Genomic DNA, 14,223 nt, shown 5'->3' on the forward strand with positions numbered 1-14,223 from the left:
TCCGTTCGATGCCACCGGCTCCGGTGGCCGGTTGTATCGGACCGGGGATGTGGTGCGCTGGAACGCCGATGGTGATCTGGTGTATGTGGGCCGGGCGGATGAGCAGGTGAAGGTCCGTGGTTTCCGGATCGAGCCGGGCGAGATCGAGGCGGTCCTGACCGCGCACCCGCAGGTTGCCCAAGCGGCGGTGATCGCGCGGGAGGACGTGCCGGGTGACAAGCGCCTGGTCGCCTACGTCGTCCCGGCAGCCGAGGCTGAGGCTGATGCTGGTGTGCTGCGGGAGTTTGTGGGCTCGCGGTTGCCGGAGTACATGGTGCCGTCGGCGGTGGTGGTCCTTGAGGCTCTGCCGCTCACGGTGAACGGGAAGTTGGACCGCAAGGCGCTGCCGGCCCCCGACTTCGCGGCTGCCGCCAGGTCCGGGCACGGCCCGGCCAACGCCCGCGAAAAGGCGCTGTGCCAGGCGTTCGCCGAGGTCCTGGGCCTGGAGTCGGTCGGTGTCGATGACGACTTCTTCGCCCTGGGCGGCCACTCGCTGCTGGCCGTACGGCTGGTCAGCCGGGTGCGGGCCTTGCTCGGGGTGGAGATCGACATCCGGTTCCTGTTCGAGGCTCCGACGGTGGCCGGGCTGGCGGCCCGGTTGTCGGGTGCGGGTGCGGCGCGTTCCGCGCTTGTACCGCAGGCGCGTCCGGAGCGGTTGCCGCTGTCGTTCGCACAGCAGCGGCTCTGGTTCATCGGGCAGTTGGAGGGCCCGAGCTCCACCTACAACATCCCGATGGTGCTGGGGCTGTCCGGTGACGTGGACTCGGCCGCGCTCGGTTCGGCGTTGCGGGATGTGATCGGCCGGCACGAGGTGCTGCGTACGGTCTTCCCGACCGCCGATGGCGAGCCGTTCCAGCAGGTCATCGACATCGAGGAGCTGGCCTGGGAGCTTCAGGCGGTCGAGGTGGCCGCCGGACAGCTGCCGGACGCGATCGCGCAGGCGGCGCAGTATGCCTTCGATCTGGTGTCGGAGGTGCCGGTGCGGGCGTGGCTGTTCACCGAGGGTTCGGGTGAGCCTTCGGGGGAGCAGGTGCTGGTCGTGGTGGTCCACCACATCGCCGGGGACGGTTGGTCGACGGGCTCGCTGGCCCGGGATGTGTCGACCGCGTACGCGGCCCGCCTTGAGGGCCGGGCTCCGGTGTGGGAGCCGTTGCCGGTGCAGTACGCGGACTACGCGCTGTGGCAGCGCGAGCTGCTGGGCAGCGAGGACGACCCGGACAGTGTGATCTCACGCCAGGTCGCATTCTGGCGATCGGCGTTGGCTGGGATGCCGGAGGAGCTGGCGTTGCCGGTGGACCGGCCGCGTCCGGTGGTGTCGAGCCATCGTGGGCACAGCGTGCCGCTCCAGGTGTCGGCCGATGTGCATGCGCGGCTGCTGGAGATGGCGCGTGAGCAGGGTGTGACGGTGTTCATGGTGGTGCAGGCCGCGCTGGCGGTGCTGCTGTCGAAGCTGGGCGCCGGCACGGACATCCCGATCGGTGCGGCGGTCGCCGGACGCACGGACGAGGCCTTGGATGATCTGGTCGGGTTCTTCGTCAACACGCTGGTGATGCGTACGGATGTGTCAGGTGACCCGGCGTTCACCGAGTTGCTGGCTCGGGTGCGGGAGACCGGTCTGGCTGGCTTCGAGCACCAGGATGTGCCCTTCGAGCGTCTGGTGGAGGAGCTGGCTCCCGCCCGCTCCCTGTCACGGCATCCGCTGTTCCAGGTGATGCTCACCCTGCAGAACAACACCGAGGCGGAGCTGGACCTGCCGGGCGTGCGGCCTGGAGTGCACGCGTCGGCCGCAGCGATGTCGGTGGCGAAGTTCGATCTGGAGCTGAGCCTGGGTGAGGTCTTCGACACGAACGGTGCTCCGGTCGAGCTCCGTGGCGAGCTGACTGGGTCGGTGGATCTGTTCGAGGCCGGCAGTGTCCTGGCGATGGCCGAGCGTCTGGTGCGGGTACTGGAGACGGTGGCCGCCGATCCGTTCGTGCGGGTCTCCGGGATGGATGTGCTGGATGCCGTGGAGCGGCGTCGGGTGCTGGTGGAGTGGAACGACACGGATGCGGTGGTTCCGGCGGGGACGTTGCCGGGGTTGTTCGCGGGGCAGGTGGCGCGGACGCCGGATGCGGTGGCGGTGGTGTTCGAGGGTGAGTCGGTTTCGTATGCGGAGTTGGATGCGCGGGCGAATCGTCTGGCCCGGGTGCTGGTCGGCCGGGGTGTGGGTGCGGAGTCGGTCGTGGCGGTGTGCCTGGAGCGCGGCTTTGACATGGTCGTGGCGTTGCTGGCGGTGTTGAAGGCCGGGGGTGCGTATCTGCCGGTTGATCCGGAGCTGCCGGCGGAGCGGGTCGCGTTCATGCTGGCTGATGCGGGTGCGGTGTGTGTGGTCACCGATGGGGCCTGCGCGGCTGTGGTGGGTGCGGGTGCGGTGCCGGTGGTGTTCACGGACGACGTGCAGGTGTCTTTGGCGGACGATGGCCCGCTGGGCGTGTCGGTGGTGCCGGGGCATGCGGCGTATGTGATCTATACGTCGGGTTCGACGGGTGTGCCGAAGGGTGTGGTGGTCTCGCATGCGGGGATTGTGAACCGGTTGGGGTGGATGCAGGACCGGTTCGGCCTGGCGGTGGGGGATCGGGTGCTGCACAAGACGCCGTTCGGTTTCGATGTGTCGGTGTGGGAGTTGTTCTGGCCGTTGCTGCAGGGTGCGGTGATGGTGGTGGCCCGTCCGGGTGGTCACCGGGATCCGGGGTATGTCGCGGAACTGGTCCGTGAGCAGCGGGTGGACACGGTGCATTTCGTGCCGTCGATGCTGGAGGCGTTCCTTGCGGCGCCGCAGGCTCGGGAGTGCGGCTCGTTGCGGCGGGTGGTGTGTTCGGGCGAGGCGTTGGGTGCCGGCGTCCGGGACCGGTTCTTCTCCGTGTTCGGTGAGGGAGCTGGCCTGTTCAACTTGTACGGTCCGACCGAGGCGTCGGTGGACGTGACCGAGTACCGGGTCGAGGCGGATGGGTCGGGTGTGGTGCCGATCGGGCGTCCGGTGGCGAACACGCGGGTGTTCGTGCTGGATGAGCGGATGCGTCCGGTGCCGGTGGGGGTGGCTGGTGAGTTGTATCTGGCGGGTGTGCAGCTGGCGCGTGGGTATGTGGGGCGTGCGGGTCTGACGGCGGAGCGGTTCGTCGCCGATCCGTTCGATGCCACCGATGCCGGTGGCGGCCGGCTGTATCGCACCGGGGATGTGGTGCGCTGGGATGCCGACGGGGACCTGGTGTATCTGGGCCGGGCCGATGAGCAGGTCAAGGTCCGTGGTTTCCGGATCGAGCCGGGTGAGATCGAAGCGGTGATCGCCGGGCATCCGCAGGTCGCCCAGACCGCGGTCATCGTGCGGGAGGATGAGGGCGGGGACAAGCGTCTGGTCGCCTACGTCGTCCCGGCGACCGGTTCTGAGGCCGACCCGGTCGTGCTGCGGGCGTTTGTCGCCGAGCGTCTGCCGGAGTACATGGTGCCGTCGGCGGTGGTGGCCCTTGAGGCGTTGCCGCTGACGGTGAACGGGAAGCTGGACCGGCGGGCCCTGCCCGCGCCGGACTTCGCGGCCATCGCCGGCTCAGGTCGTGGCCCGGCGAATGTGCGCGAGGAGATCCTGTGCCAGGGCTTCGCCGAGGTCCTCGGGCTGGAGTCGGTCGGCGTCGAGGACGACTTCTTCGCCCTGGGCGGTCACTCGCTGCTGGCGGTCCGCTTGGTGGAGTGGCTGCGGGTGCGAGGCATGTCGGTGCCCGTGCGGTCGCTGTTCGTCTCGCCGACGCCGGCGGGCCTGGCGGCTGTGTCCGGTGCGGTGACGGTGTCGGTGCCGGAGAACCTGATTCCGGACGGCGCGCAGACGATCACGCCGGAGATGCTGCCGTTGGTGGAGCTGACCGAGGCCGAGATCCAGGCAGTGGTGGCCGGGGTCGAGGGTGGTGCGGGCAATGTCGCGGACGTCTATCCGCTGGCCCCGCTGCAGGAAGGGATCTTCTTCCACCACCTGCTGGCCGACGGTGGTGAAGATGCGTACGTCACGCCGTTCGTGTTGGAGTTCGACAACCGCTCTCGGTTGGACGGGTTCGTCGGGGCGTTGCAGCAGGTCGTCGACCGGCACGATGTGTTCCGCACCTCGGTCGTGTGGCAGGGGCTGCGTGAGCCGGTACAGGTGGTGTGGCGCTCCGCGACGCTGCCGGTCACCGAGGTGAACCTCGACACCGACAGCACCGACCCGGCGGCGGACCTGGTGGCGTCGGCGGGGCTGGCGATGGATCTGGGGCGGGCGCCGCTGCTGGACCTGCATGTTGCCGGCGTATCCGGTGGGCAGTGGCTGGCGCTGGTGCGGGTGCATCACCTGGCGCAGGACCACACCGCGATGGATGTGGTGCTGAGCGAGATTCAGGCAGTGCTGGCGGATCGCGCCGAGGAATTGCCGGATCCGCTGCCGTACCGGGACTTCGTGGCGCAGGCCCGTGCCGGTCTCGACACGGGAGTGCACGAGGGGTTCTTCCAGGAGTTGCTGTCCGGGGTGGACGAGCCGACCCTGGCTTTCGGGGTCAGCGATGTGCGCGGCGACGGCTCCGGGGTGGTCAACGCAAGCCTGCATCTGGACACCGACTTGGCGGCGCGGCTGCGGGACGTATCGCGGCGGTTGGGGGCCAGTGCGGCGACGGTGCTGCATGTGGCGTGGTCGCGGGTGCTGGCGGCGGTCTCGGGCCGTGATGATGTGGTGTTCGGTACGGTGCTGTTCGGCCGGATGAGCTCAGGTGCGGGCTCGGACCGGGTGCCCGGTCTGATCATGAACACCCTGCCGGTGCGGGTGCGCACCGGCGACCTCGATGCCCTCTCGGCGGTTACGGCGATGCGCGGCCAGCTGGCGGGGCTGCTGGAGCACGAGCACGCGCCGCTGGCCTTGGCCCAGCGGGTCAGTGCGGTACCGGCCGATGAGCCGCTGTTCACCGCGCTGTTCAACTACCGGCACAGCACGGTCCGTGGGCCGGAGCGCACTGACGGCGCCGGTGGGTTCGAAGGCGTCCGGGTCGTGTTCTCCCGGGAGCGGACCAACTATCCGTTGACGGTCTCGGTGGATGACGACGGTCATGGGTTCGGTCTGACGGTGGATGCGGTCGGACCGATCGACCCGCAGGCGGTGGCGGGGATGCTGCACACCGCGGTCGGCCATCTGGTGCCGGCGTTGGAGGACGCTCTGGCCGGCGGCCCGCAGGTGCCGCTGTCCGCCGTCGCCGTCCTGGATGCCGCGGAGTTGGACCGCGTGCTGGTCCAGTGGAACGACAGGACGATCGACGCTCCGCAGGCGACGTTGCCGGGGTTGTTTGCCGGGCAGGTGGCGCGGACGCCGGATGCGGTGGCGTTGGTGGATGGTGATGTGCGGTTGACGTATGCGGAGTTGGATGCGCGTGCGAATCGGTTGGCGAGGTTGTTGGCCGGGCGTGGGGTGGGTCCGGAGTCGGTGGTGGCGGTGTTGATGGAGCGTTCCGCCGATCTGGTGGTGGCGTTGCTGGGTGTGTTGAAGGCGGGGGCGGCGTATCTGCCCGTGGATCCGGCTTATCCGGCTGAGCGGGTCGGGTTTGTGCTGGCTGATGCGCGTCCGGCGTTGGTGTTCACCGAGGCGTCCTGTGTTGCGGCGGTGCCTGTGGTGGATGCGCCGGTGGTTGTGCTGGATGATCCGCAGGTGGTTGCGGCGGTTGCCGCTCTGGATGGCAGCGCTCTGGCGGATGCGGAGTGTGCTGGTCCTTTGTTGTTGGATCATCCTGCGTATTCGATCTATACGTCCGGGTCGACGGGGCGTCCCAAGGGTGTGGCGGTGACGCATCGCAATGTGGTGAGTCTGTTCGCTGCGGCGAGGGGGCTGTTCGAGTTCGGGTCGGACGATGTGTGGAGCTGGTTCCATTCGTTCGCGTTCGATTTCTCGGTGTGGGAGTTGTGGGGGGCGTTGCTGCACGGTGGGCGTGTGGTGGTGGTTCCGCATGGGGTGTCCCGGTCTCCGGAGGAGTTCTGGGAGTTGCTGGAGCGGGAGCGGGTGACGGTGTTGAGTCAGACGCCGTCGGCGTTTTATCAGCTGATCGCTGCTGAGGCGGGCCGGGCGGGGTTGGGTGAGCGGCTGCGTGCGGTGGTGTTCGGTGGGGAGGCGTTGGATCCTGCGCGGCTGGGTGAGTGGTGGGCGCGGCGGCCGGAGGGTGGGCCGCGGCTGGTGAACATGTATGGGATCACCGAGACGACCGTGCATGTCACCTACCGTGAGCTTGGGGTGGGGGATGCCGGGTCGGCGGCCAGTGTGGTCGGTCGGGGTATTCCTGGTCTGCGGGTGTATGTGCTCGATGAGCGGCTTGCTCCGGTACCGGTGGGTGTGGCTGGTGAGTTGTATGTGGCGGGTGGGCAGTTGGCGCGTGGGTATGCGGGGCGTGCGGGTCTGACCGCGGAGCGGTTCGTCGCCGACCCGTTCGACACCACCGGTGGTGGCCGGTTGTATCGGTCCGGGGATGTGGTGCGCTGGAACGCTGATGGTGAGCTGGTGTTCGTGGGCCGGGCGGATGAGCAGGTGAAGGTCCGGGGGTTCCGGATCGAGCCGGGTGAGATCCAGGCGGTGCTGGCCGGGCATCCGCAGGTGGCGCAGGCCGAAGTGATCGTGCGGGAGGATGCGGTCGGGGACAAGCGCCTGGTCGCCTACGTCGTCCCCGTGGCCGGGGCCGAGCCTGATCCGGTCGTGTTGCGGGAGTTCGCCGCGTCGCGGTTGCCGGAGTACATGGTGCCGTCGGCTGTGGTGCTGCTGGAGGCGTTGCCGCTCACGGTCAACGGGAAGCTGGACCGCAAGGCCCTGCCCGCCCCCGACTTCGCCTCACTCACCGGCACCGGCCGTGGTCCCGCAAACGTCCGCGAGGAACTGCTGTGCTTGGCGTTCGCTGAGGTCCTGGGCCTGGAGTCGGTCGGCGTCGAGGACGACTTCTTCGCCCTGGGCGGACACTCACTGCTCGCGGTGCGCCTGGTCAGCCGCGTGCGGACCCTGCTCGGCGTGGAGTTGTCGTTGCGGGTGCTGTTCGAGGCCCCGACGGTGGCGGCGTTGGCGGCGCGGCTGCCGGGTGCAGGTGTGGCGCGTTCGGCTCTGGTGCCGCAGGTGCGTCCGGAGCGGTTGCCGCTGTCGTTCGCACAGCAGCGCCTGTGGTTCATCGGGCAGCTCGAAGGCCCAAGCTCCACCTACAACATCCCGATGGCGATACGCCTGGCCGGTGAGGTGGACTCCGCCGCGCTTTCGGGGGCGTTGCGGGATGTGATCGGCCGGCACGAGGTGCTGCGCACCGTGTTCCCGGTTGCTCAGGGTGAGCCGTTCCAGCAGGTCATCGATATCGACGAGCTGGGCTGGGAGCTGCAGCAGGTCGAGGTGACTGCGTCTGATCTGGAGGCGGAGGTCGCGGCGGCGGCCGGGTATGCCTTCGATCTGGCGGTCGAGGTGCCGATCCGGGCCTGGCTCTTCTCGGACGGGTCGGGTGAGCGGGTGCTTGTGGTGGTGGTCCACCACATTGCCGGGGACGGTTGGTCGACCGGGCCGCTGGCCAGGGACGTGTCCACGGCCTATGCGGCGCGTGTTGAAGGCCAGGCTCCGGTGTGGGAGCCGCTGCCGGTGCAGTACGCGGACTACGCGCTGTGGCAGCGCGAGTTGCTGGGCAGCGAGGGCGACCCGGACAGCGTGATCTCCCGCCAGTTCACGTACTGGCGGGAGGCATTGGCGGGTGCGCCGGAGGAGCTGACGTTGTCGGTGGACAGGCCGCGTCCTGCGGTGTCGAGCCATCGTGGGCATGCAGTGCCGTTGCAGATCCCGGCCGATGTGCACGCTCAACTTGTGAAGGTGGCGCGTGAGCAGGGCGTGACGGTGTTCATGGTGCTGCAGGCCGCGCTTGCCACGCTGCTGTCCAAGCTGGGCGCCGGTGAGGACATCCCGATCGGTGCGGCGATCGCCGGGCGTACCGACGAGGCACTCGACGATCTGGTCGGGTTCTTCGTCAACACCCTGGTGATGCGCACGGATCTGTCGGGTGACCCGACGTTCGAGCAGTTGCTGGCTCGGGTTCGTGAGACGAGCCTGGCCGGGTTCGAGCACCAGGACGTGCCCTTCGAGCGTCTGGTCGAGGAGCTGGCTCCCGCCCGCTCCCTGTCACGGCATCCGCTGTTCCAGGTGATGCTCACCCTGCAGAACAACGCCGAGGCGGAGCTGGACCTGCGTGGTCTGAGCACGCAGGGGATCGCCGCGGCCCAGCCGGCGGCGAAGTTCGACCTGGAGCTGAGTCTGGGTGAGGTGTTCGACGCCGATGGCGTTTCGGGCGGGCTTCGTGGCGATTTGATCGGGTCGGCGGACCTGTTCGACGCGGCGACAGTGGTGGCGATGGCCGAGCGTCTGGTGCGGGTGCTGGAGACGGTGGCCGCCGATCCGTTCGTGCGGGTCTCCGGGATGGATGTGCTGGATGCCGTGGAGCGGCGTCGGGTGCTGGTGGAGTGGAACGACACGGATGCGGTGGTTCCGGCGGGGACGTTGCCGGGGTTGTTCGCGGGGCAGGTGGCGCGGACGCCGGATGCGGTGGCGGTGGTGTTCGAGGGTGAGTCGGTTTCGTATGCGGAGTTGGATGCGCGGGCGAATCGTCTGGCCCGGGTGCTGGCCGGCCGGGGTGTGGGGGCGGAGTCGGTCGTGGCGGTGTGCCTGGACCGTGGCGTGGACATGGTCGTGGCGTTGCTGGCGGTGTTGAAGGCCGGGGGCGCGTATCTGCCGGTTGATCCGGAGCTGCCGGCGGAGCGGGTCGCGTTCATGCTGGCTGATGCGGGTGCGGTGTGTGTGGTCACCGATGGGGCCTGCGCGGCTGTGGTGGGTGCGGGTGCGGTGCCGGTGGTGGTCACGGACGACGTGCAGGTGTCTTTGGCGGACGATGGCCCGCTGGGCGTGTCGGTGGTGCCGGGGCATGCGGCGTATGTGATCTATACGTCGGGTTCGACGGGTGTGCCGAAGGGTGTGGTGGTCTCGCATGCGGGGATTGTGAACCGGTTGGGGTGGATGCAGGACCGGTTCGGCCTGGCGGTGGGGGATCGGGTGCTGCACAAGACGCCGTTCGGTTTCGATGTGTCGGTGTGGGAGTTGTTCTGGCCGTTGCTGCAGGGTGCGGTGATGGTGGTGGCCCGTCCGGGTGGTCACCGGGATCCGGGGTATGTCGCGGAACTGGTCCGTGAGCAGCGGGTGGACACGGTGCATTTCGTGCCGTCGATGCTGGAGGCGTTCCTTGCGGCGCCGCAGGCTCGGGAGTGCGGCTCGTTGCGGCGGGTGGTGTGTTCGGGCGAGGCGTTGGGTGCCGGCGTCCGGGACCGGTTCTTCTCCGTGTTCGGTGAGGGAGCTGGCCTGTTCAACTTGTACGGTCCGACCGAGGCGTCGGTGGACGTGACCGAGTACCGGGTCGAGGCGGATGGGTCGGGTGTGGTGCCGATCGGGCGTCCGGTGGCGAACACGCGGGTGTTCGTGCTGGATGAGCGGATGCGTCCGGTGCCGGTGGGGGTGGCTGGTGAGTTGTATCTGGCGGGTGTGCAGCTGGCGCGTGGGTATGTGGGGCGTGCGGGTCTGACGGCGGAGCGGTTCGTCGCCGATCCGTTCGATGCCACCGATGCCGGTGGCGGCCGGCTGTATCGCACCGGGGATGTGGTGCGCTGGGATGCCGACGGGGACCTGGTGTATCTGGGCCGGGCCGATGAGCAGGTCAAGGTCCGTGGTTTCCGGATCGAGCCGGGTGAGATCGAAGCGGTGATCGCCGGGCACCCCCACGTCGCCCAGACCGCGGTCATCGTGCGGGAGGATGAGGGCGGGGACAAGCGTCTGGTCGCCTACGTCGTCCCGGCGACCGGGGCTCAGGCCGACCCGGTCGTGCTGCGGGCGTTTGTCGCCGAGCGTCTGCCGGAGTACATGGTGCCGTCGGCGGTGGTGGTCCTTGAGGCGTTGCCGCTGACGGTGAACGGGAAGCTGGACCGGCGGGCCCTGCCCGCGCCCGACTTCGCGGCCATCGCCGGCTCAGGTCGTGGCCCGGCGAATGTGCGCGAGGAGATCCTGTGCCAGGGCTTCGCCGAGGTCCTCGGGCTGGAGTCGGTCGGCGTCGAGGACGACTTCTTCGCCCTGGGCGGTCACTCGCTGCTCGCGGTGCGCCTGGTCAGCCGCGTGCGGACCCTGCTCGGCGTGGAGTTGTCCTTGCGGGACTTGTTCGAGGCCCCGACGGTTGCCGGGTTGGCGGCGCGGCTGCCGGGTGCAGGTGTGGCGCGTTCGGCTCTGGTGTCGCAGGTGCGTCCGGAGCGGTTGCCGCTGTCGTTCGCACAGCAGCGCCTATGGTTCCTTGGTCAGTTGGATGGCCCGAGCCCGACGTACAACATCCCGATGGTGCTAGGGCTGTCCGGTGACGTGGACTCGGCCGCGCTCGGGGCGGCGTTGCGGGATGTGATCGGCCGGCACGAGGTGCTGCGCACCGTGTTCTCCACCGCCGCGGATGGACAGCCGTTCCAGCAGGTCATCGGCATCGACGAGCTGGACTGGGAGCTGCAGCAGGTCGAGATGGCCGAGTATGATCTTGAAGCGGGCGTCGCAGCGGCGGTCGGGTATGCGTTCGATCTGTCGTCCGAGGTGCCGGTGCGGGCGTGGCTGTTCGCAGACGGTTCGGACGAGCGGGTGCTGGTGGTCGTCGTGCATCACATCGCGGGGGACGGCTGGTCGGCCGGACCGCTGGCGCGGGATGTGTCCACCGCGTATGCGGCTCGTGTTGCAGGCCAGACTCCGGTGTGGGAGCCGTTGCCGGTGCAGTACGCGGACTACGCGCTGTGGCAGCGGGAGTTGCTGGGCAGCGAGTCCGACCCGGACAGCCTGATATCCCAGCAGGTTCGGTACTGGCAGCGGGCTTTGGCCGAGGCGCCGCAGGAGCTGTTGCTGCCGACCGACCGCCCGCGCCCGGCAGTGTCGAGCCATCGCGGGCACACCGTGCCACTCGCGATATCGGCTGATGTGCATGCGCGGCTGTTGTCGGTGGCGCGTGAGCAGGGCGTGACGGTGTTCATGGTGCTGCAGGCCGCGCTCGCCACGCTGCTGTCCAAGCTGGGCGCCGGTGAGGACATCCCGATCGGTGCGGCGATCGCCGGGCGTACCGACGAGGCACTCGACGATCTGGTCGGGTTCTTCGTCAACACCCTGGTGATGCGCACGGATCTGTCGGGTGACCCGACGTTCGAGCAGTTGCTGGCTCGGGTTCGTGAGACGAGCCTGGCCGGGTTCGAGCACCAGGACGTGCCCTTCGAGCGTCTGGTCGAGGAGCTGGCTCCGGCCCGTTCGCTGTCGCGGCATCCGCTGTTCCAGGTGATGCTCACCGTGGACAACAACGCAGATGCCGTTCCGGACCTGCCTGGGTTGAGCGCCCGGGAAGTCTCCTCGGGCATGCAGGTGGCGAAGTTCGACCTGGACGTGTCCCTGTCCGAGCTCTTCGGGACCGAGGGCGCTCCGATGGGCTTGCTGGGCACGGTTACCGGAGCGGCGGATCTGTTCGAGGCCGACAGCGTTGCGGTGATGGCCGAGCGTCTGATGCGGGTGCTGGAGGCGGTACTTGCCGACCCGTCGGTGCCGTTGTCGGCAGTTGGTGTGCTGGATGCGGTCGAGTTGGACCGGGTGGTGTATGGGTGGAATGACACTGCTGCGGTGGTGCCGGCGGGGTCGTTGCCGGAGTTGTTCGCGCGGCAGGTGGCGCGGACTCCGGATGCGGTGGCGGTGGTGTTCGAGGGTGAGTCGGTCTCGTACGCGGAGTTGGATGCGCGGGCGAATCGTCTGGCCCGAGTGCTGGCCGGCCGGGGTGTGGGTGCGGAGTCGGTGGTCGCGGTGTGCCTTGAGCGCGGCGTGGACCTGGTGGTGGCGTTGCTGGCGGTGTTGAAGGCCGGGGCCGCGTATCTGCCGGTTGATCCGGAGCTGCCGGCGGAGCGGGTCGCGTTCATGCTGGCGGATGCAGGTGTGGTAGCGGTGCTGACCGATCAGACCTGTGGCCGGGTGCTGCCGGATGGTGGGACTGGGTCGGGTGTGCCGGTGGTGGTGGTGGATGACCCGCGGATGGTTTCGGCGGTGTCGTCGGTGTCTGCTGAGGCGTTGGATGTTCGTGTGCCGGCGGGTCAGTTGGCGTATGTGATTTATACGTCGGGTTCGACGGGGACTCCGAAGGGTGTGGGTGTGCCGCATTCGGGTGCGGTCAATCTGATCTGGTGGTTGTTGGACGAGTATGGTCTGGGGGCTTCGGACCGGGTTTTGCACAAGACGCCGATCGGTTTCGATGTGTCCGTGTGGGAGTTGTTCCTGCCGTTGGTGTCGGGTGCGGTGTTGGTGGTGGCGCGTCCGGGTGGTCATCGGGATCCGGCGTACCTTGCAGGGCTGGTGCGTGATCAGCGGGTGACGGCGGCGGAGTTCGTGCCGGGAATGTTGGAGTTGTTCCTGGCTGAGCCGGCGACGGCCGAGTGTGTGTCGTTGCGTCAGGTCCTCAGCGGCGGCGAGGAGTTGTCCGCGGCTGTGCGGGACCGGTTCTTTGCGGTGTTGCCGGGTGCGCGTCTGCACAACACGTATGGGCCGACGGAGGCGTCGGTGACGGTGACGTCGCAGGAATGCGGTCCTGGCGGGTCCGGGGCTGTGCCCATGGGTGGGCCGATGTGGAATGTCAGGGCGTATGTGCTGGATGCGGCCTTGCGTCCGGTGCCGGCGGGTGTGGCCGGTGAGTTGTATCTCGCGGGTGTGCAGTTGGCGCGGGGGTATGTGGGCCGTGCGGGTCTGACGGCGGGCCGGTTCGTGGCCGATCCGTTCGACACGGCCGGCGCGGGTGGCCGGTTGTACCGGACCGGGGATGTGGTGCGCTGGAACGCCGAGGGCGGGCTGGTGTTCGCGGGCCGGGCTGATGACCAGGTGAAGATCCGGGGTTTCCGGATCGAGCTGGGTGAGGTGCAGGCGGTGGTCGCCTCGCATCCGCGGGTGGCGCAGGCCGCGGTGGTCGCCCGGCAGGACAGCGCGGGGGACAAGCGCTTGGTGGCCTATGTGGTCCCGGCAGCCGGGCTGGAGGCTGATCCGGTCGTGCTGCGGGAGCATGTCGCATCCCGGTTGCCGGAGTACATGGTGCCGTCTGCGGTGGTGGTGCTGGAGGCGTTGCCGCTGACGGTGAACGGGAAGCTGGACCGGCGGGCGTTGCCGGTGCCGGACTTCGGTGCGGTTGCCGGGTCCGGTCGGGCTCCGGCGGACGTGCGGGAAGAGTTGTTGTGCCAGGCGTTCGCCGAGGTGTTGGGGCTGGAGTCGGTCGGTGTGGATGACGACTTCTTCGCGCTGGGTGGGCATTCGCTACTGGCGGTGCGGTTGGTGAGCCGGGTGCGGATCATGCTCGGGGCGGAGCTGTCGTTGCGGGCTCTGTTCGAGGCCCCGACGGTGGCCGGGCTTGCGGCGCGGTTGCCGGGTGCGGGTGCGGCACGGGCCGCGCTGGTACCGCAGGCGCGTCCGGAGCGCATGCCGCTGTCGTTCACGCAGCAGCGTCTGTGGTTCATCGGGCAGTTGGAGGGCCCGAGCGCGACCTACAACAGCCCCGAGACCGTACGACTTTCAGGCCACGTGGATCACGTTGCTCTCGACGCTGCGTTGCGGGATGTGATCGGGCGGCACGAGGTGCTGCGCACGGTCTTCCCCACGGCCGCGGACGGGCAGCCGTTCCAGCAGGTCATCGACATCGAGGATCTGGACTGGGAGCTGCAGGTCGCGAAGGTGGCCCCGGCGGATCTCCCCCAGCAGGTCGAGGCGGCGGCCCGGTACGCGTTCGATCTGGCGTCCGAGGTGCCGGTGCGGGCGTGGCTGTTCACGGTCGGGCCGGATGAGCATGTGCTGGTAGTGGTGGCACACCACATCGCCACCGACGGCTGGTCGTCCGACCCGCTGGCCCGAGACGTCTCGACCGCGTACGCGGCCCGCCTTGAGGGCCGTACTCCCGTGTGGGAGCCGCTGCCGGTGCAGTACGCGGACTACACACTGTGGCAGCGCGAGCTGCTGGGCAGCGAGGACGACCCGGACAGCGTGATCTCCCGTCAGGTCGCTTACTGGCGCCAGGCACTGGCGGGTGCGCCGGAGGAGCTGGCGTTGCCGGTGGACCGACCGCGCCCGGCGGT

General features: G+C 69.0%; 1 protein-coding gene (cut by both window edges). It reads left to right on the forward strand.

Every position in this 14,223-nt window falls within one protein-coding gene, locus Q2K21_RS03335, for a non-ribosomal peptide synthase/polyketide synthase (protein ID WP_310764175.1), read on the forward strand. The gene is 35,448 nt long; 18,638 of those nucleotides lie to the left of the window and 2,587 to its right, leaving coding positions 18,639-32,861 in view — codons 6,213 (partial) to 10,954 (partial); the first codon wholly inside the window starts at position 2. The start codon and the stop codon both lie outside this window.

The organism is Streptomyces sp. CGMCC 4.7035 (genome assembly GCF_031583065.1).
Lineage (GTDB): Bacteria > Actinomycetota > Actinomycetes > Streptomycetales > Streptomycetaceae > Streptomyces > Streptomyces yaanensis.